This window comes from Archangium sp., assembly GCF_036277355.1.
Classification (GTDB): Bacteria; Myxococcota; Myxococcia; order Myxococcales; family Myxococcaceae; genus Archangium.
In genome coordinates this window covers 16,963-36,276 of record NZ_DASUNC010000062.1, presented here as the reverse complement: position 1 = coordinate 36,276, position 19,314 = coordinate 16,963, and the positions used below count along the sequence as shown (strand labels likewise).

Annotated in this window: 16 protein-coding genes; 13 read left to right on the top strand and 3 right to left on the bottom strand. The window is 69.7% G+C overall.

Annotation, left to right across the window (positions count from 1 at the left end; all coding sequences use genetic code 11):
* Positions 1–25: 25 nt before the first annotated feature.
* Positions 26–913 carry a hypothetical protein gene (locus VFZ09_RS16125; protein ID WP_329728471.1) on the top strand — a complete coding sequence of 296 codons (888 nt, stop codon included), beginning with the start codon at positions 26–28 and terminating at the stop codon, positions 911–913.
* A gap of 97 nt (positions 914–1,010) precedes the next feature.
* On the opposite strand, the gene recF is transcribed toward VFZ09_RS16125, so the two are convergent.
* Both recF and VFZ09_RS16115 read right to left on the bottom strand, forming a co-directional pair.
* Entirely contained in the window at positions 1,011–2,177 is a 1,167-nt protein-coding gene (gene recF / locus VFZ09_RS16120; protein ID WP_329728470.1) for a DNA replication/repair protein RecF, read from the bottom strand.
* A gap of 47 nt (positions 2,178–2,224) precedes the next feature.
* Positions 2,225–3,442: a hypothetical protein gene (locus VFZ09_RS16115; RefSeq protein WP_329728469.1), complete on the bottom strand. Its 1,218-nt coding sequence runs from the start codon at positions 3,440–3,442 to the stop codon at positions 2,225–2,227.
* 190 nt (positions 3,443–3,632) lie between these two features.
* Between VFZ09_RS16115 and VFZ09_RS16110 the strand changes: the two genes are divergently transcribed.
* From VFZ09_RS16110 to VFZ09_RS16065, 10 genes are all read left to right on the top strand, one after another.
* Positions 3,633–4,184, top strand: coding sequence for a Uma2 family endonuclease (locus VFZ09_RS16110; protein ID WP_329728468.1), 552 nt, complete (start codon positions 3,633–3,635; stop codon positions 4,182–4,184).
* Position 4,185: 1 nt separating this feature from the next.
* Positions 4,186–5,121, top strand: coding sequence for a LysR family transcriptional regulator (locus VFZ09_RS16105; RefSeq protein WP_329728467.1), 936 nt, complete (start codon positions 4,186–4,188; stop codon positions 5,119–5,121).
* Positions 5,122–5,190: 69 nt separating this feature from the next.
* A complete protein-coding gene (locus tag VFZ09_RS16100) occupies positions 5,191–6,765 on the top strand; it encodes an aromatic amino acid hydroxylase (protein ID WP_329728466.1) in 1,575 nt (524 codons plus the stop codon).
* 183 nt (positions 6,766–6,948) lie between these two features.
* The gene (gene yjjJ / locus VFZ09_RS16095; RefSeq protein ID WP_329728465.1) at positions 6,949–8,241 is read left to right on the top strand and encodes a type II toxin-antitoxin system HipA family toxin YjjJ; all 1,293 of its coding nucleotides are present in this window, start codon (positions 6,949–6,951) and stop codon (positions 8,239–8,241) included.
* Positions 8,242–8,342: 101 nt separating this feature from the next.
* Complete coding sequence (locus VFZ09_RS16090; RefSeq protein WP_329728464.1) at positions 8,343–9,305, top strand: hypothetical protein; 963 nt, start codon at positions 8,343–8,345, stop codon at positions 9,303–9,305.
* A gap of 214 nt (positions 9,306–9,519) precedes the next feature.
* Complete coding sequence (locus VFZ09_RS16085; RefSeq protein WP_329728463.1) at positions 9,520–10,155, top strand: hypothetical protein; 636 nt, start codon at positions 9,520–9,522, stop codon at positions 10,153–10,155.
* A gap of 19 nt (positions 10,156–10,174) precedes the next feature.
* Positions 10,175–11,239, top strand: coding sequence for a cysteine synthase A (locus VFZ09_RS16080; RefSeq protein WP_329728462.1), 1,065 nt, complete (start codon positions 10,175–10,177; stop codon positions 11,237–11,239).
* Between the two features lie 346 nt (positions 11,240–11,585).
* Complete coding sequence (locus VFZ09_RS16075) at positions 11,586–12,341, top strand: hypothetical protein (protein ID WP_329728461.1); 756 nt, start codon at positions 11,586–11,588, stop codon at positions 12,339–12,341.
* Between the two features lie 22 nt (positions 12,342–12,363).
* Positions 12,364–13,170 carry a hypothetical protein gene (locus VFZ09_RS16070; protein ID WP_329728460.1) on the top strand — a complete coding sequence of 269 codons (807 nt, stop codon included), beginning with the start codon at positions 12,364–12,366 and terminating at the stop codon, positions 13,168–13,170.
* A gap of 136 nt (positions 13,171–13,306) precedes the next feature.
* The gene (locus tag VFZ09_RS16065; protein WP_329728459.1) at positions 13,307–13,996 is read left to right on the top strand and encodes a TetR/AcrR family transcriptional regulator; all 690 of its coding nucleotides are present in this window, start codon (positions 13,307–13,309) and stop codon (positions 13,994–13,996) included.
* Here the strand turns inward: VFZ09_RS16065 and VFZ09_RS16060 are convergent.
* A complete protein-coding gene (locus tag VFZ09_RS16060; RefSeq protein WP_329728458.1) occupies positions 13,984–14,868 on the bottom strand; it encodes a hypothetical protein in 885 nt (294 codons plus the stop codon). The two genes, VFZ09_RS16065 and VFZ09_RS16060, sit on opposite strands and share 13 nt — an antisense overlap.
* A 186-nt stretch (positions 14,869–15,054) precedes the next feature.
* Here VFZ09_RS16060 and VFZ09_RS16055 point away from each other — a divergent pair, with 186 nt between their 5' ends.
* Both VFZ09_RS16055 and VFZ09_RS16050 read left to right on the top strand, forming a co-directional pair.
* Positions 15,055–15,510, top strand: coding sequence for a response regulator (locus tag VFZ09_RS16055; RefSeq protein WP_329728457.1), 456 nt, complete (start codon positions 15,055–15,057; stop codon positions 15,508–15,510).
* Entirely contained in the window at positions 15,507–19,304 is a 3,798-nt protein-coding gene (locus VFZ09_RS16050; RefSeq protein ID WP_329728456.1) for a protein kinase domain-containing protein, read from the top strand. Before VFZ09_RS16055 ends, VFZ09_RS16050 begins: the two co-directional genes overlap by 4 nt.
* Positions 19,305–19,314: the final 10 nt, after the last annotated feature.

Below are 19,314 nucleotides of genomic sequence, written 5' to 3'. Positions count from 1 at the left end.
TCGTCCTCCCCGCCGGGAGGACCCGATGAGCCACGGAGACGAGAAGGCGCGGGACATGACCCGCTCGCTGCTGCCCTCGCGCCATCGCGAGTCCGCACGCTCCGCGCGCGCCTCCATCCACCGCTCCGCGCGCCATCGCTCCCGTGTGGAGATGGCACAGCTCGCCCGGGACCCGGAGGCTTTCGAGGACCTCGCCGGGCTCGATGACGATGTGACCGGGGAGATCCGCCAGATGGTGCGCGGCCGGCGCGATGGCGACAAGCTCGCCCCCTTCATCCGCTGGGCCCGCTCCATCACCCGCGAGCTGCCTCAGCACAGCCGCATGGGGCACCTCCGGGGACTCGTCCCTCCCGGCGTCATCGGTGACCATGCGCTGTTCCATCTCGCGCATGAGAGGGAATTCGTTCACCCCGCCGAGGCCGCGCACCGCGAGGCCCTGCGGCGACGGTGGGCCCGGGGCAGGACTCCTCCCTGGCTGGAGCGCGGAGAGCAGGCCGAGCTGCTGCGTGCACTGCTGCTCGCCCCCGGCGGGCACCGCGCCTTCAACCGGTGGCTCCGCGTCACCTTCGTTCCCCAGTACCGCTCCGAGCGCCGCCGCCGTGCATGCTCCTGTGAGCCCGGGTGCTTCGTCCTGGAGACCGTGAGCATCCCCGTGGAACCCGTCCGCCCTCGCATGCTTCGGGGCGTTCATGACGTGCGGCCGTTCCTCGAGGCGCTGTGGGGCTCGAGCCCACGGCAGGACAGGTGGGGCAGTCCCGTCGGTCCCCATGCCGGCCAGGCCGAGCCCGTGGACACCTTTCTTCGCGCCTTCAAGGCACACCGGGGGGATGTCTCCGCCACCGTGAAGGTGCTCCGGCTCGAACAGCGGATGAACGGGTTCAAGGCTTGGAGCGGTAGACCCTCAGGGGATTGACTCGGATGCAACCTGGGATGCTCGATACCCTCACCCCGTCCCTCTCCCGGAGGGCGAGGGGTGATTGGGCTCAGTGGAGACTGTTCTACGCGATGTTCTACGCGGGCTCGTCCGCGTGTTGGGCCTGTGCCGCGGGCTCCTGCTCCGTCGGAACGCTCGTCACTTCTCCCGTCCTCACTCCCAGCCACAGCGTGTCCTGCGCCGCCGCTCCCCTCACCAGCCCCGCGTCCGTCGTCGTCAGGAACACCTGCGCCCCGCTCGCCGCCAGGTAGTTCATCAGGTACGCGTTGCGCTCTGGATCCAGCTCGCTCGACACGTCGTCCAGCAGCAGCAACGGCAGGAACCCCATCGCCGCTTCCAGGTTCTCGATCTCCGCGATCTTCCACCCCAGCACCAACGCCCGCTGCTGGCCCTGGCTCGCGTACGCCCTCGCGCTCCTCGCCCCCAGCGTCACCGTCACGTCGTCCACGTGCGGCCCCACCGACGTGAAGCCCCGGTCCAGGTCCCTCCTCGACCGCGCCGCCAGCGCCTCCTTCAACGCCACCGCCAGCGCCGCCTCGTCCGCTCCCGCGAAGTCCACGTCTCCCAGGTGCGCCGGGTGGTACCCGTACGCCGCCGGCTCCGGCGTCCTCCCGATGGAGCCGAACGTCGCCTGCGCCCTCGGCGCCAGCTCCGCCATCAGCGCCCGCCGCCGCGCGTACACCCGCGCTCCCGTCTTCGCCAGCGTCTCGTCGTAGGCCTCCAGGTACGCCGCGTCCACCGGGCCCGCCTTCAGCAACCGGTTGCGATTCTTCAGCGCCCGCGCGTACTCGCGGCTCTCCCTCAGGAACGCCGGGAAGCGGTTGAACACCGCCCGGTCCAGGAACGCCCGGCGCGCATCCGGCCCGCCCTTCACCACCTCCAGGTCGTCCGGCGTGAAGGCCACCACCGACACGCCCCCGAAGTACTCCTCCAGGCTCGCCGCCTTCTTCCCGTCCACGAAGGCCTGCCGCACCCCTCCCGCCACCTCGACCGAAATCTCCCGCTCCGCTCCCTTGAGCAGGAAGCGGCCCGTCACCCGCGCCGACGACGCTCCCCACTTCACCAGCTCCGACAGCCGCCCCGCTCGCAGGGGCTTGAGCGTCGCCAGGAAGTAGAGCGCCTCCAGCAGGTTCGTCTTCCCCTGGCCGTTCTGCCCCACCGCGATGGACGCGTGCGCACTCGGCGCCAGGGTCACCTGGCCAAGGTTTCGGAAGTCCTGAACGTGAAGTGCCAGCAGCCGCACGGGAGGCCTTTCTCCCATCCGTACACGTGTGCGTCCAGGTTAAACCCCTACCCTGGCACCCTCCCCGTCCCAGGCCGCCCGGCTGCTTCCCTCGCCCGCTGCACCAGCCCCGGCAGATCCTCTGGCTCGCCGCCCGCCCGTCCGCCCCCCGGCCCGGCGAGGACGTTCCGCTCCGGGGAGAAGAGCCGCGCCGGCATCTGTCCCTGCCCCCGCAGCCGGATGAAGAGGCGCAACGAGTCGCGCAGCCGCTCCGCGTCCGGGCCCTCCTCGGACCTCGCCCGCTGCGCCGCCGTCCACAGCCGCACCCACGCGGCCTCCTCGTTCCACGGCCCCACCGGACGTGCCCGAGACAGCGCCGCCAGTTCCGCCGCTACCTCCAGCAGCCCCGCCCGGCCCTCGCTCAGCACCTCCGAGGCCCCCAGTGGCGCCCGCGCCGCGCCCTCCCGCTCCACCAGCCAGCCGAGCAGCTCCGGCCACTCCTCCTCCCGCGGCACCACGGGCGACAGCCGCGACTCCCCCAGCGCCCTCAGCCGCGCTCGCGCCAGGTCCTGCCAGAAGGCCGCGTGCTGCAACAGCTCCGGTCCGCTGCGCGGAGGGTGCACCGGCGCCCGCTTCATCCCCTTCTCCAGGAAGGCCCTCACCCGGCCCGTGCCGTCGAAGCGGTCCAGCCGCGCCCACAGCGCCGCCAGCGCCTCGTCCGCCAGGGGCAGCGCCCGCCGGAGCTCCTCCGCCTCCGCCGCGTCGAAGGGCAGCGCTCCCTCGGGGGCCGGACGTTTGAAGACGCGCTCGAGCACCTCCGCCGCCGCGCAGGCGGCCCGCAGCTCCGGGAGGTTGCGCGGCAATATCTCCACCGCCTGGGCCCACAGCCGCCGCCCCAGCAGCGGCCCCGCGTCCAGCACCTCCTCCTCCAGCTTCAGCAGCGCCTCGCCGAGCAGCTCCGGCTTCTTCTTCGCGATGAGCCTCCGCCGCACCTCCCAGGCGAGGGCCTCGCGCAACCGCCGCACCTCGGCCAGCAGCTTCATCGGCGCCGAGCCCGCCGGCCAGCCCTCCGCCTCCGCGCGCCGGGCCACCGCCTCCAACGTGGCGTCCACTTGCGGCTGGGCCAGCGCCACCTCGCGCAGCAGCTCCAGGTTCGTCCGCACCCGGTCCTTCCAGAAGAAGGCCCGCAGCAGCTTGTGCAGCGCGCGGTAGCGCAGACGGGTGGCTTCGAGCAGATCCGCGCGCTCTTCCAGCCGCGCTCGCAGGTTGTCCGGATGGGTGGCCACGGTGGCGTCCAATATAGGGACCCCCGGGCCCGGTGGCAGGCCCCCCTGGCGGGCTTCCCGGGGTGACGAGTGAACGATGAGGATGCCCGGCACTCGACGTCCGGCACGGTGCATGGGAAGAAGTGTCGGACCGGGGCGACATGTTCCAGACATGGAACCTGTCGCTCGGATGGATGTGGATGGAGTGGGGATGGGAAAGCGACCCGCGACCTACACGGACCTGGAAGAGCTCCCGCCCAACATGGTGGGGGAGATCATCGCTGGCGAGCTGTACACGAGCCCCCGGCCCGCGGTCCCGCACAGCCGGGCCTATTCCCGGCTCGGTGGCGTGCTGATGGGTCCGTTCGACCTCGGATGGAACGGCCCGGGCGGATGGCTCATCTTCGATGAACCCGAGCTGCACCTGGGAGAGGATGTGCTCGTCCCGGACCTCGCCGGCTGGCGCCGCGAGCGGCTCCCCGAGGCTCCCCGTACCGCGGCCCTGACGCTCGCTCCGGACTGGGCCTGTGAAATCCTCTCTCCGTCCACCGAGGCACATGACCGCGTGGTCAAGCTCCCCCTCTATGCGCGCGAGGGCATCCGGCACGTGTGGCTCGTGGATCCCGACGTGCGCACCCTGGAGGTCTTCCGCCTCGTGGACACGAACTACACGCTGCTCGCTTCGTACGCGGAGGACGCCTTGATTCGTGCGGAACCCTTCGATGCCCTGGAGTTCAAGCTGGGCGTTCTCTGGGACCGGTGAGATGCCCCCGCGCAAGCTCCCCCGGCACCTCGTCTGGCTCGAGTCCTTCGCGGCCGCCGTCGAGTCCGGCAGCATCGAAGGCGCCGCCGAGCACCTGGGCGTGGCCCGCTCCGTCGTCAGCGAGCACATCCGCGCCCTCGAGGACACGCTCGCCGAGGGCCAGCCCCTGCTGGAGCGCGGCCCCGGCCGCCGCCTCCACCTCACCGCCCGCGGCGAGAAGCTCTACGAGGGCACCCAGACGCCCCTGCACCAGTTGGGCCTCAAGCGCCTGAGGGACCTGGCCAGCGCCGAGGCCAGCCTGCGCCTGGGCCTCAACCCCACCCTCTCCAACTTCCTGCTCGCGGGCATCGCCGGAGACGTGGCCCGGGCCGGCATCAAGCTGGAGGTCAGCTTCGGCGGCACCTTCGAGCTCGTGCGCCAGGTGCAGACGCGCCAGTTGGACCTCGCCGTGGACTTCACCCCGCTGCCCCCGCACCGCGGCGTCGAGGCCGAGTCCCTGCTGAACCTGCCCTTCGTCGTGCTCGCCGGCCCCGGCGGCGAGCTGTCCTCGCGCCACGGCGCACGCCGCACGCTCCACGTGCGCGACCTGGAGGGCCAGCCCTTCGTGGACTGGCAGCGCGAGGACCCGTACGGCAGCGCCAACAGCGCCCGCTTCGCCGCCCATGACGTCACCGTGCGCGAGGTGTCGCGCGTGCAGAGCTTCCTGCACCTCTTCGACTTGCTGCGCGCCTACCACGCCTGCGCCATCGCCCCGGACCTGCGGCTGCTGCGCTCCTTCCCCGAGGACCTCTCCGTCTGGCCCCTGCGCGAGGAACAGCCCCAATTCGTCGAGGTGGTGACACTGCGTCCCTCGGGGGGCCCGGGCTCCGAGGCGGCGCAGCTCGTCCTTGGCGGGCTGCGTCAGCGCCTCGCGTCAAAACGGCGGAAAATCGAATAAGACGTCGGTTTTTATCGGATTTCCGTCGGGGCTCCCGGTGCGTAGATTTCATGCAACGGAGAAGCCCCCATGACGCCCACCGAACGGACCATTGCCCGACTGCCCGCGCATCTGCGGCGCTATGTGGTGAGCCAGGACTACGACGCCTATACGCCGAGGGACCAGGCGGTGTGGCGTCACATCCTCGGCCAGCTGCGCGGCCACCTGTCGGACAAGGCGCACGCCGTCTACCTGGAGGGCCTGGAGGCGACCGGCATCGGCCTGGAGCGCATCCCCAGCCTGGATGAGATGAACGAGAAGCTGTCCCAGCTGGGCTGGGCGGCGGTGGGCGTGCGCGGCTTCATCCCGCCCGCGGTGTTCACCGAGCTGCAGGCCCTGGGCGTGCTGGCGATCGCGGCGGACATCCGCACCCACGAGCACATCCAGTACACGCCGGCTCCGGACATCATCCACGAGAGCGCGGGCCACGCGCCCATCATCGCCAACAAGCGCTATGCCGAGTACCTCAAGCGCTGCGGGCTGGTGGGCTTCAAGGCCATCGCCACGGTGGAGGACGAGGCCGTCTTCCAGGCCATCCGCAACCTGAGCGTGGTGAAGGAGGACCCCACCGCGACACAGGAGGAGATTGCCCACGCCCAGGCGCGCCTGGAGGCGGCCAACCAGAGCCGGCGCTACGTGAGCGAGAGCACCCGCGCCTCGCGGCTGTACTGGTGGACGGCCGAGTACGGGATGATCGGCGGCATGGAGCAGCCGCGCATCTACGGCGCCGGCCTGCTCTCGAGCATCGGCGAGGCGAAGCACTGCCTCACGGACGCGGTGAAGAAGGTGCCGCTGAGCGTGGCGTGCGCGGACACCGAGTACGACATCACCCGCATGCAGCCGCAGCTCTTCGTGGCGCGGGACTTCGAGCACCTGTTCGAGGTGCTGAGCGGGTTCGAGGCGACGCTCGCGTGGAAGCGGGGCGGGGACTACGGGCTGAACGAGGCCCTCCAGGCGCGCACGGTGAACCACCTGGTGCTGGCGGATGGCCGGGAGATCACCGCGCGCGTGGTGGAGGCGCTGCCCGGGGCGCGTCCCGTGGCCGAGGGCCTGAGCAGCGCGCTGGTGCGGCTGGAGGGCCCGGTGATGGTGTCGCGCGAGGGGAAGAACGGGAGCAAGCCGTGGCCGGGCCTGGCGCTGGTGGCGTTCGGCGAGGGGGAGCTGCCGGACAAGGGGGACTTCAAGCTGGAGCTGGCCAGCGGCCTGAAGCTGCGGGGCTTCGCGGTGGGCGGGGGCGAGGTGCTCAACCTGCGCGGCGAGCTGGATGGCCGTCCGGTGGAGCTGCCGAGCGTGGCGCAGCTGTTCCTGAGCACGGGGCTGCCCTCGGTGGCCGGAGGGCCGGCGGATCCGGGCACGTGGGACCGCTGGTTCGGCGAGCTCAACGCCTTCGCCGAGGGCGAGGGCGAGGCCAAGGCCCGCGAGAAGAAGGCCGCGGCACTGCACCCGTCGCTCGCGGCGCTCTACCGCGAGGTGCGCACCATGCGCGAGTCGAAGAGCCTCAACCTCGCGCGCCTGGAGCAGATCTCCAACGCCGCCACCGACTTCCGGGATGACTGGCTCCTCCAGCTCGAGGTCGAGGAGCTGAAGAAGTCCGCGCGGGCGTAGGTACCGCCGGGAGCCGCCTCCCGGGAGCACAGAGGGCCTGAGTCCCCTTCGGGGTGATTCGGGCCCTTTTTCTATTCACGTTTCATGGCAGCGACTCGAAATAGCCCTTGGTTTTCGAGCCTTTGCTACTGGCCATCCCCTGGATTTCCATTCATCTTTCTATTCATGGACGCCCTCGAACGGATGCTTGGAGCGCTCGCCCGGCTGGGCGAGGCACAAGCGAAGGACCTGGCCCGGGAACTGGGCGTGTCCCAGCCGACCGTGTCCCGGCTGATCGGGGCCGCGGGAGACCGCGTGTGCCGGATGGGGCAGACACGCGCGACCCGCTACGCGCGGACACGCACGCTTCCAGGGCTCGGAACACGACTCCCCATCTACCGGGTCCATGAGTCGGGGAAGGTCGAGCCATTCGGAGCCCTGCACCTGCTGGAGGGGGGAAGACATTGGCTCAGCGCGTCCGACGGCACGGGGACGCTGTTCGAGGGCCTACCTCCCTTCGCCTCCGACATGAGCCCTCAGGGGTACGTCGGACGGACGTTCAGCGCGCGCTACCCCGAGTTGGAGCTTCCCTCCCGATTGGGAGACTGGAGCGATGACCACCGGCTCATCGCGTTGGCACGCCGTGGCGAGGATTGCGTCGGCCATCTCATCCTCGGTGACGAGTCCCTGAACCGATGGCTCGCGAGCACGCTCGTGCCCTCCGACCGCGGCGCCTGGCCGGATCTTGCCCGCCGCTCGGCCCGCGAACAGCCGGGCTCCTCCGCCGGAGGAGAACACCCCAAGTTCCTGACGTACGCGGGAGGCCGTCACGTCCTGGTCAAGTTCGTGAGCGATGATGAAGGAGCCGTCGCTCGCAGGTGGAGGGAGCTGCTCGTCTGCGAAAGCCTCGCACTCGAGGTGATTCACGCCGCGGGCCTCGATGCGGCCCGGGCACGGTGGTTCGATGAGCGCGGCTTCCGGTTCCTGGAGGTCGAGCGCTTCGACCGGGTGGGAGAGAGAGGCAGACGCGGAGTGGTCTCGCTCGAGGCGCTGGACCAGGAGTACATCGGCGACTCCGGCCGTGGCGCATCCTGGACGCGTGTCACGCCGAAGCTGCTGGAGAAGAAGCTCATCGGCCCCGAGGACGCGCGGCGCATCCGCTGGCTCGATGTCTTCGGGCAGCTCATCGGCAACACGGACCGCCACTTCGGAAATGTGAGCTTCCTGGAGCAGGAAGACGGCACGCGGAGCCTGGCGCCTGCGTACGACATGCTCCCGATGTTGTTCGCGCCCTCGGGCACGACGGTTGTCGAGCGCCCGTTCGAGCCCGCGCCACCGAGCGCGGACACCCTGGATGTCTGGGCGGACGCGGCCCGCCATGCGCACGACTTCTGGACCCGGGTCATCGACTGCGCGGCGCTCGGCGAGGATTTCCGGACCCTGGCGCAACGGTGCCGGAACGCACTGGAGGCGCTCCGGGAGCGGGGGCCGCTCTGATTCCAACACGGTGGGTGCCTTGAGCCCGTTGGGGACCGGGTAGTAGCGTCGTCGCGAGCCCTCCATGCACGTCCATCAAGCCAGAACCGAGCAGGCGTAGGATGCGGTATTCACTCGCCAGGAATTTCTCCCGTCTGGTGGGACTCGTGCTCGCCACGGCATGGGCGGGCCTCGCCTCCGCGGCCCCCCCTGTACCCTCGTCTCCTCCCGACAACACGAACTCGGTCAGCCGCCCGTCGATTTGCGGGAATCCGACCGCGCAGACCCTCCAAGGGTACAAGGTGCCCGGTCGAAAGCCGGACTCACAGCTGCCCTGGGAGATCTTCCTCGGCAACGCCTCGCACCGGCTCATTGCATATATCTACGACACGAGACACCCGACGAACGTTGTTTATTACAACAATCACAACATCAAACGCATCCTTCAGGAACAAGGTATCGGTGATTGGTCACTTCTCTCCGAGAGAGAACGTGACATGCGCCCTGACATCACCGATGTCAGTGCCAAAGAAGTCTTCGAGATCAAACCCTACAATGAGAAGGGTCTCCTGGATGGCAGTCAGGAGGTTCAAACGTACCTTCTCGTATTGAATCGGACCGTACTGCCCGCGGATCGATTCGCAGCCGGCAAGGCTTTCGAGGGTGAAATCCTGATCCAGTTCGCCCAGGGCCAGTACATCTGGCGCCTGGAATGGTGCACCACCACCCCCGGAGTCACCCAGTATCATTGGACTCGCAGCCGGGAGCATTTCGCGTCGAATGCTGCTGCGTACGAAGCAGCACAATGGGTGGAAATCTCCGAACAAGAGTTGAAGAAGTACGGAGGCTGGGTGGCTCGAGCCAGCGAGGAAATGGTTGAGCGGCGCGAGCGGCTCACCACACTCAGCGGGGCCATCGGCGTCGCCATCGACGTTGTGGGGCAAGTGGCCATGCTCGTCATCTCCACTGCGGCGTCCGGCGGCGAGCGCGGCACCGCTCAACAAGGAGCAAGGGTCCTCCGCTTTCCTTCGAGCCCCCCACCCGCCGCGCCTCCGGTACGATTACCCAAGGCCTCGGGCATGTGACATATCCAGAAGTGGCCAGAGCCACGACGAAGCTCCTCACACCATGGAACCGTTCCAGACCACAACGCTCCAATTGCCATCCTTCCTTCACGGCGCCTACACCACCATCGAGAGCGCAACGCAACGAGAGGGCCGTCGCTGTGGAGAGCAGTATCGGCTCAAGGGTTCGTTCCCACAGCCACATGACCTGAGGGCGATTGCTCCCGGTGAAGTGGTGTTCACGCACAACGTCGTCGACTTCCAGGACGAGTTCCCAGCCTGGCGGCTGTACATGCTCTCGGAGGTCATCATGAGCATGTGCGAGGTGGACGCGAAGAACCATCGCCACCTCAGCCACCTGTACGAGACCACTTTTCGGGAGACCGCATGGGGCGCGCTGTACTTCGCGCTCTCCGGGCATGCCCCGGAGAGCGCGGAGCGCGTGGCGCCGCGCATCCAGGCCGTGCTCCGGTTCTGGGACTCGCTCCAACACGGACGCTATCTCCACAAGAAGCTCAATACGTTCATGTCCCTGGAAGAGCTCATGACCGCCGCCTGCGGCTGGGCCATGGATGCCTGGTGCCCCGAGGGAGGCGCCTCCGTCCCCTCCCGCTTCAGGGTGGCCGCGGAACGTATGGCCAACGCCACGAGAGAGGACTGTGTCGAGGCCATCCTGCGCCAGCTGCCCCGCATCCTCGCGTTCGCCGACAGGAACAAACTCAATCACCCGGAGGTGGTGATGGACTCCACCACCTGGCGCGAGCACCTCGCCACACTGGACGCCACGGAATTCGAGCGCATCTCCGGCGTACGTCCGGGGGCCGTGCTCGGCAGCCTCTATCGGTGGGACCGGCAACTCGACGTACAATGAGGGCCGTTGAAGGAGCGCCATGCACTTCCATCAAGACGTCATCTCGGCCATCGGCAACACGCCCCTCATCAAGCTCCGGCGCGCCTCCGAGCTCACGGGCTGCACCATCCTCGGCAAGGCCGAGTTCCTCAACCCCGGCCAGTCCGTCAAGGACCGCGCCGCCCTCTTCATCATCCGTGACGCCATCTCCCGCGGCCGTCTGCGCCCCGGCGGCGTCATCGTCGAGGGCACCGCCGGCAACACCGGCATCGGCCTCGCCCTCGTCGGCAATGCGCTCGGCTACCGCACCGTCATCGTCATCCCCGACACCCAGAGCCAGGAGAAGAAGGACATGCTCCGCCTCGTCGGGGCCGAGCTCCTCGAGGTCCCCGCCGTCCCCTACAAGGACCCCAACAACTACGTGAAGGTCTCCGGCCGCCTCGCCGAGGCCCTCGACGCCCGCGAGCCCCACGGCGCCATCTGGGCCAACCAGTTCGACAACGTCGCCAACCGCCGCGCCCACCTCGAGACCACCGGCCCCGAAATCTGGCGCCAGACCGGCGGCCGCATCGATGGCTTCATCTGCGCCGTCGGCTCCGGCGGCACCCTCGCCGGTGTCGGCATGGCCCTCAAGGAGCGCGACCCCAACGTCGTCATCGGCCTCGCCGACCCCATGGGCGCCGCCCTCTACCACTACTACGCCCACGGCGAGCTCAAGTCCGAGGGCTCCTCCATCTCCGAGGGCATCGGCCAGGGCCGCATCACCGCCAACCTCGAGGGCGCTCCCGTCGACGAGCCCTTCCAGATTCCCGACGCCGAGGCCCTCCCCCTCCTCTTCGAGCTGCTCGAGCACGAGGGCCTCTGTCTCGGCGCCTCCAGTGCCGTCAACGTCGCCGGGGCCATCCGCCTCGCCCGGAAGCTCGGGCCCGGGCACACCCTCGTCACCATCCTCTGCGACTCCGGCAACCGCTACGCCAGCAAGCTCTTCAACCCCGACTTCCTCCGCTCCAAGGGCCTCCCCGTTCCCCGCTGGCTGGAGCGCGGCCCCGACGGCGCCTCGGCCCGCTCGCTCCTGCCCGGCGTGCTGCTCGCCAAGGCCTCCTGAATCGCACGCGCGGCGGACTTCCGCTTCCGCCGTGCCATCTGGAGAAGACGCGCGCCTCGAGCCCTCGGGGCCCCGGCATACCGTCCCGACCGTGAACCCTCCATTCCCTGCCACGAAGCCGAGGGCCAGCAGGCGTCAAGTGCGCCCCTCACGCACCAGGGACCTCGCCCGTCTGATGGGACTCGTGCTGGTGACCGCCTGGGTGGGACTCGCCTCCGCGGAGCCACCTGGCCCCCGGTCCCCAGCGGGTAGCACGCCCCCGGGCAACCGCCCCTCGGTTTGCGAGAACCCCTCCACCCAGGCCCTCCCGGGTTACAAAGTGCCCGGCCGGAAACCGGACTCCCAAGTGCCGTGGGAACTCTTCCTCGGCAATGCCTCGCACCGGCTCATTGCGTACATCTATCGCACGAGACACCCGACAAACAATGTCTACTCCAACAACACCCATATCAAGACCATCCTCGAGGACACAGGGCTCGGGGACTGGTCACTCCTATCCGAGACTGAACGTGCCATGCGTCCGGACATCACCGACACCGATGCGCTCTATCTTTTTGAGATAAAGCCCCATCATGAAAAGGGGCGCCAAGAAGGTCTCCAGAAACTCCAGACGTACCTGCTCGCACTGAACCGGACCATCATGACGCCCGCGAGCAGATTCTCGGGTGGCAGGAACTTCGAGGGCGAAATCCTGATCCAGTTCGCCCAGGGACAGTACATCTGGCGTCTGGAGTGGTGTACCAACACGCCTGGAGTCACCCAGTATCGTTGGACCCGCAGCCATGAGCGCTTCGATTCGAGTGCCGCCGCGTACCAATCCAATCAATGGGTGGAGATTTCCGAGCAGGAACTCAAGCGGCACGGCGGATGGATAGCCCAGGTTGTCGAGGGCCTTGTCGAGAGGAGAGAGCGCGTCGCCACGCTCAGTGGAGCCATCGGCATGGCAATCGACATCGTAGGCCATGTCGCGATGAGCGTCCTATCCTCTGCGACGTCCGCTGAGCGCGGCGCCACTCAGCCAGGAGGAAAGCTCCTCCCGTTTCCCTCGAAGTCCTCGCCCACGGCACTCCCCGCCCGACTGCCAAAGGCATCGGGAATGTGAGTGAACCCAGGACCCCCACACCATGCACTCCCTCCCGGCCACCACACTCCAACTGCCGTCCTTCCTTCATGGCCCCTCCATCGCCATCAAGAGCAAGACCAAGGCGGAGGGGCGCCGTTGTGGGAAACAGTATCAACTCAACGGCACCCTCCCTCAGCCGCGTGAGCTACGAAGAGTCGCCCCCAACGAGGTGGTGTTCACGCACGACGTCGTCGACTTCCAGGACCAACTTCCCGCCTGGCGGCTGTACATGCTCCCGGAGGTGATGATGACCTTGTATGACGTGGACGAAAAGAACCATCGCCACCTGGGAAACCTGTACGAGACGACTTTTCGTGAAACAGCGTGGGGCGCGCTGTTCTTCGCGCTTTCTGGACGGGCGCCCGAGAGCGCGGAGCGCATCGCGCTGCGCCTCCAGGCCGTGCTCCGCTTCTGGGACTCGCTCCAGCACGGGCGCTACCTCCACAAGAAGCTCAATACGTTCATGACATTGGAAGAGCTCATGACCGACGCCTGTGGTTGGGCCATGGACGCATGGAGCCCCGAAGGAGGGGCCTCCGTCTGCGCCCGGTTCTCCGTAGCCGCGGAGCGCATGGCACGAGCAACACGAGAGGAGTGTGCCGAGACCATCCTGCGACAACTCCCTCGCATCCTCCCCTTCGCGGATAGACATAGAATCACCCACCCACAGGTGGTGATGGACTCCACCGCCTGGCGCGAGCATCTCGCCACACTGGATGCCGCGGAGTTCGAGCGCATCTCCGCCGTACGCCCGGGTGCCGTACTCCAACGGTTGTACATATGGGACCGGCAACTCGACCTACAATAGTGGCCGTTGAAGGAATTCCAGGCACTTCCATGTTCCGCCGGCAACACTGCGCGGCGGACTTCCGCTCCCGCCGCGCCATGAGGTACTTCCTCCCGCTCCAGCCATGCGGCGCAAAGACCCCAATGGAGCCGGAGACGTGAAGACACGCGGGCCGCGCGTGGCCAGGAAGGCTCCCGCCTCCGAGCCGCGCGAGCGCATCCTCCAGGAGGCCACCCGCCTCATCGCCGAGCGCGGCTTCGGTGCCATCTCCGTCAACGACGTGGCCCGCGCCGTGGGCATCAGCAAGCAGGCCCTGCTCTACCACTACCCCTCGCGCGAGGCCCTCCACGAGGCCGTCGTCGCCTCGCTCATCGAGCACTCCAACCGCCACCTCCTGCTGCTGCTCGGCGCCTTCTCCGGCAAGGGCGAGGAACGGCTGGAGCGCGCCATGGCGCAGATTCGCGAGTTCTTCGACACGGACCCGCACGCCGCGCGCGTCATCCTGCGCGAGCTGCTGGATGGGGATCGCACGCAGGTCTCCCGGCTGAGCCAGGGCGTGGAGCCGTGGCTGCGCCTCATGGCGGACACGCTGCGCCAGGGCCAGCACGAGGGCCGCATCCGCCAGGAGCTCGATGCCGAGGCCGCGGTGGCGCACGTCGGCACGCTGCTGCTCACCACCTTCGCCCTGCTGCCGCTGGAGGGCTGGCCGGGAGTGACGGACGCGGAGTGGCGCGAGCGCCGGCTGGGCGAGGTGGTGCGCATCATCGAGCGCTACCTCTTCACCCACGCCAGCCCCGAGCCCCACGACACGCCGCGTCCCGCCGCCTCCCGCCGTCAGACGAAGTAGGCGCGGCGCAGCACTTCCTCGGGCAGCTGGTGCAGGTCGAAGCCCGCCAGCCTGCCCATCACGTCCTCGTTCAACCCGAGCGCCTTGTACTCCGGCGTGGTGCCGGACACGCCCTCCAGCACGCCCACCGCCAGGCGGCGCGCCACCTCCAGGCCCGTGGGCCCCACCGCCATGCGGTTGAAGGCCACGTGGCCCACCTCGTCCACCAGAATCTCCATCAACCGCTGCTCCATGGACTCGCGCACCGCGGGCTGGTCCCGGAAGATCTCCCCCACCCGCTGCAGCATCCAGTTGAAGGAGAAGACGCCGGCGATCTCCGAGGCCAGCAGGATGGGGTGGAAGAAGAGGCCCGGCGCGTGGGCCAGCGTGCCGATGAGCAGCCGCAGCCGCAGCGGCGGCTTCCACGCCCCCTCCACCTTGACGCCGAAGTGCTGCGTGGCGCCGATGAGGATGCGCGTGTGGTACGTCTCCTCGAAGCCCAGCAGCTTCTCCACCTGGTAGAAGAGCTTCGTCGTGTCGTAGCGCTTCTGCCGCGCCTTGCCCACCACCTCCACCCCGTAGGCCTCGCCCGCGTTCGCCTTCACGAACGTCAGCAGCGCCACCTCCTGGATGGACAGCTCCTTCACCGCGTCGAAGCTCGCGTACGCCCGGTTGAAGGCCTGGGTGTCGACCTTCCCCTTGTACTCACTGTCCCAGCCCGCCGCCTGGCGCAGCCAGTCCTCCCGCAGCGAGAAGCCCCGCTCGAAGTTCATGTCGCCGTTGCGGCGCTCGAGGAACTGCCGGTACGCCAGCAGCAGGTCCTCCCGCGCGGACTCGGGGATGGGGGAGTAGAAGCTGGGGCGCAGGGACGTGGACACCATTGCGTCGGCCATGGGGAACCTCGGTGGGGTTGCCGACCAGGGGGGCAGGGACTTACCGGTCGGTCAGTCATTATTTGACGTCTGGCAAGCCCTCCGTCCAGCCCCCGGGACGTTGTACTGTGTCATCCAACACTCGAAGTGTGTGGGGATTGCCCCTTCCTGGCGTTGGGGCCACAATCGAGCCAACCCCCAGGTCCAATGGATTCCGCTCGAAAGCTGCCCCCGCCCGAAGCACCTGAAGCCCCCTCGGAGCACCAGCCGGGTGATTGCAAGGTGCTCGTGGTGGATGACTACGACGACGCCCGGGAGATGTACGCCGAGTACCTCGAGTTCCTCGGCTACCAGGTCGAAACAGCCCGGGATGGACAGGAAGCCCTCCAGCTCGCCCACCAGTCCCATCCGGACGTCATCCTGATGGACCTGTCGCTGCCCGTGGTCAGCGGTTGGGAGGCCACCCGCCAGCTCAAGCAGGATGCGCGCACCCGCCACATCCCCGTGATGGCGCTCACCGGACATGTCCTCGCCACGCACTCGGAGAAGGCGAAGGAGGTGGGCTGTGACGAGTTCGTCTCCAAGCCCGCCCTCCCCGACACGGTGGCCGACAAGATCCGTGCCCTGCTGCAGAAGACGGGCAGCAAACCCCGCTCGCGGTGAGCCCTCCACCCGCGGCTCCCCGGGACCCTGCCTCCGGCGCCGCCTGGCAGCCTCCGAGGGAGTTCGACGAGTACCGCCTGCTGCGCCCCCTCGGACGGGGACGCACCGGGCACGTCTACCTCGCCCACGACACGCTGCTCGAGCGCACCGTGGCGGTGAAGTTCATCCCCGCGCTCGATGACGAGACGCTCTCGCGCTTCCTCATCGAGGCCCGCGCCGCCGCCCGCATCCAGCACCCCAACGTCGCCACCCTCTACCGCGCCGGCCAGTTCGAGGACCTGCCGTACCTCGTCTCCGAGTACATCCGCGGCACCAGCCTGGACCGGCTCCCCAGGCCCCAGCCCTGGCAGCGCGTGCTGGACATCGGCATCGGCCTGACGCGCGGGCTCGCCGCCGCCCACCGCCGCAACGTCCTCCACCGCGACATCAAGCCCGCCAACGCCATCCTCGATGAGTCCGGCGAGGTGAAGCTGCTCGACTTCGGCCTGGCCAAGCTGCTCGACGCTCCCTCGGAGGCCCTTCCGGGCGACGCCACGGATGCCTCGTCCGGCTCCGCCTCCGGCGCGACGGAGTCCTCCTCCGAAAACCTCGAGCTGCCCTCCCTGCCCCACGGCACCCTGGTGGGGACGCCCTACTTCATGTCCCCCGAGACGTGGCGGGGTGAGCCGGCCTCCGTCCGCTCGGACCTCTTCTCGCTGGGGTCCCTGCTCTACGAGCTCGCCGCGGGCCAGGGCCCCTTCCGCCACATCCCCCCTCGGGAGCTGCCCCGCGCGCTGCAGGAGCAGGAGGCGCGTCCGCTGCTCGAGGCCGCGCCGGGGGTGGACCCGCGCTTCGCCACGGTGGTGGACCGCTGCCTGCGCCGCGAGCCCACCGAGCGCTTCGCCTCCGCCGACGCGCTGCTCGAGGCGCTGGAGGACCTGCGCGCCAGCGACACCGCCCCGCCCATCCCCGAGGGCAATCCCTACCGCGGCCTCAATGCCTTCCAGGAGGAGCACCGCGCCCTCTTCTTCGGCCGCCGGCAGGAGGTGCGCGCCGTGCTGGAGCGGCTGCGCGCCAATGCCTTCGTGCTCGTCACTGGCGACTCGGGCGTGGGCAAGTCCTCGCTGTGTCTGGCGGGCGTGCTGCCGCGGGTGCGCGAGGGCGCGCTGGAGGATGGCCTGTCCTGGGGCGTGGCGCGCATGGTGCCCGGCCGCCGGCCCGTGGCCACCCTCGCCGCCGCGCTCGCGCCCCATGTCGCGCTGGAGGAGGCCCGCCTCGAGCAGCTCGCCCGCGCCGAGCCCACCACCCTGGTGCGCGCCCTGCGCTCGGCCCTCGGGGAAGGTGCCCGCCGCGGCGTGGTGCTGCACGTGGACCAGTTGGAGGAGCTCGTCACCCTGAGCGAGCCGTCCGAGGCCGCGCTCATGGCGGAGCTGTTGGGCCAGCTCGCCTCGGGGGTGGCGGGCGTGCGGCTGCTGGCCACGTCCCGCAGCGACTTCCTCACCCGCCTGGGCGCGCTGCCCGGCCTGGGCGAGGCCCTCTCGCGCGCCCTCTACCTGCTGCGCCCCCTGGGCCGCGCCGAGGTGCGCGAGGTGGTGACGGGCCCCGCCCGGGCCAAGGGCGCGCGCTTCGAGTCCGAGGCCCTCATCGACACGCTGGTGGAGTCCACCCTGCGCGCCGAGGGCAGCCTGCCCCTGCTCCAGTTCACCCTCGCCGAGCTGTGGGAGGCGCGGGACAAGGAGCGCGGCATCATCCCCGCCGCGGCGCTGGAGTCCCTCGGCGGCGTCAGTGGCGCGCTCGCCCGGTACGCGGATGGTGTCATGGCCCAGCTGCTGCCGGATCAGCAGGGCGCGGCGCGGCAGTTGCTCATGCGGCTCGTCACGGTGGACGGCACACGCGCCCGCCGCTCCGAGGCAGAGCTGCTGGGACAGGACCCGGCCTCGCGCGCCGCGCTGGAGGCGCTCATCCGCGCGCGGCTCGTGATGGTGCGCCGCACCGAGGAGGGCACCACCTTCGACATCGCCCACGAGGCGCTGCTCACCGGCTGGCCCACGCTCGCCCAGTGGCTGCTGGAAGCCAACGAGGCCCGTCAGCTCCACGCCCGGCTGGAGCGGGCCGCCGCCGAGTGGGAGCGGATGGGACGTCCGCGCGAGGCGCTGTGGGGCACCCGCCACCTCGCCGAGGTCCATGGCCTCGCCCCGGAGAGCCTCACCCAGCGCGAGGCCGCCTTCCTCGAGGCCTCGCGCGGAGGCGTGCGCCGGGGGAGGCTGCTCACGCGCATGCTGGCCGTGGGCTTCGTCGCCTCGCTCGCGCTGCTGTACGCCGGCCTGCGTCTCCAGGCCTGGTACAGGCTCGAGGGCCAGGTGCTCACACAACTGGGCGAGGCCCGCTCCCGCCTGGAGAACGCCCGGGAGCGCGACCGTTCCCTGGAGGCGGTCCGGACGGAGTCCTTCGCCCTCTTCGACGTGGGCAAGCTGGACGAGGCCCGGCCCCGCTGGGCCGAAGCGCTGCGGATTCAGACGGGGACGCAGCAGGCCTATGCGCGGGCCAGCGAGGAGATGGAGAAGGCGCTGGTGCTCGACCCGGGCCGCGAGGAGGTGCGAGGCGCCTTCGCGGACGTGCTCGCCGAGCGCGCCCGGCTCGCCGAGCGCACCTTCCGCCCCGGCGAACGCGACGAGTTGCTGCAACGCCTGCGGCTCTATGACACCTCGGGCGAGCGCCTGGCGCGCTTCGAGGCGCCGCTGCGCGTGAAGGTGCGGACGCGGCCGGCCGGGGCCACGGTGACGCTGGCGCGCTACGAGCCCACGAGTGATGGACGGCGGGTGCTCACCGCGGCGCGCCAGGCGGGAAACACGCCGGTGGAGGGGCTGTCGCTGGAGCGGGGAACCTGGGTGGTGGAGCTGAGCGCGCCCGGGTATGCGCCGGTGCGCCACGTGCTGCGGGCCGAGCCCGGCCCCGAGCGCACGCTGGAGGTGGCCCTGCCCGAGGCGGCCCGAGTGCCCGAGGGCTTCGTCTACGTGCCGCGCGGCACCTTCCTGTTCGGCACCGCGGCGGACGAGAACATCCGCCAGTTCTTCGACACGGCGCCGCTGCACGAGGTGGAGACGGGGCCGTACCTCATCTCGCGCACCGAGGTGACGTATGGCGAGTACGTGCGCTGGCTGGAGGCGCTGCCGCCGGAGGAGCGGGCCCGCCGCACGCCGCACGGCTCCAAGGTGGCCTCGCTGAACGCCGAGGTCGAGCTGAAGCGGCTGGGGGATGGGCGCTGGCACCTGAGCATCCACCCCAACGGGGTGACGTACGCGGCGGCCGAGGGCGAGCCACTGCGCTACACCACGAGGCCGCGCGGGGTGGAACAGGACTGGCGGTGGCTGCCGGTGGGCGCCATCGACTACGCGGATGCCCGGGCCTACGCGGCATGGCTGGCGCGGACGGGCCGCATCCCCGGTGCGAGGTTGTGCAACGAGCTGGAGTGGGAGCGCGCGGCCCGGGGCGCGGACGAGCGCGAGTACCCCCACGGCGACGTGCTGTTGCCCCACCAGGCCAACTACGACGAGACATACGGCAAGGTGGGGGCCAGCTTCGGCCCGGACGAGGTGGGCAGTCACCCCGAGTCGCGCAGCCCCTTCGGGTTGGACGACATGGTGGGCAACGTCTTCGAGTGGACCGACTCCCTCTTCCAGCCCGGCCGCTCGGCGGCGCGCGGGGGCAGCTACTACTTCGGAGCCAGCACGGCGCGCGCCCCCAACCGCGAGACACCCGAGCCCGGCTTCCGGGATCTCAGCGTCGGCCTGCGGCTGTGCGCGGACGCCCCCTGAGGCGAGTGCT

Bases quoted from the DNA above. Each gene is read 5' to 3' on its own strand.
- VFZ09_RS16125 (WP_329728471.1), top strand. From the start codon at position 26: ATGAGCCACGGAGACGAGAAGGCGCGGGACATGACCCGCTCGCTGCTG.
- VFZ09_RS16110 (WP_329728468.1), top strand. From the start codon at position 3,633: ATGGGAAAGCGACCCGCGACCTACACGGACCTGGAAGAGCTCCCGCCC.
- VFZ09_RS16105 (WP_329728467.1), top strand. From the start codon at position 4,186: ATGCCCCCGCGCAAGCTCCCCCGGCACCTCGTCTGGCTCGAGTCCTTC.
- VFZ09_RS16100 (WP_329728466.1), top strand. From the start codon at position 5,191: ATGACGCCCACCGAACGGACCATTGCCCGACTGCCCGCGCATCTGCGG.
- yjjJ (WP_329728465.1), top strand. From the start codon at position 6,949: ATGCTTGGAGCGCTCGCCCGGCTGGGCGAGGCACAAGCGAAGGACCTG.
- VFZ09_RS16090 (WP_329728464.1), top strand. From the start codon at position 8,343: ATGCGGTATTCACTCGCCAGGAATTTCTCCCGTCTGGTGGGACTCGTG.
- VFZ09_RS16080 (WP_329728462.1), top strand. From the start codon at position 10,175: ATGCACTTCCATCAAGACGTCATCTCGGCCATCGGCAACACGCCCCTC.
- VFZ09_RS16070 (WP_329728460.1), top strand. From the start codon at position 12,364: ATGCACTCCCTCCCGGCCACCACACTCCAACTGCCGTCCTTCCTTCAT.
- VFZ09_RS16060 (WP_329728458.1), bottom strand. From the start codon at position 14,868: ATGGCCGACGCAATGGTGTCCACGTCCCTGCGCCCCAGCTTCTACTCC.
- VFZ09_RS16055 (WP_329728457.1), top strand. From the start codon at position 15,055: ATGGATTCCGCTCGAAAGCTGCCCCCGCCCGAAGCACCTGAAGCCCCC.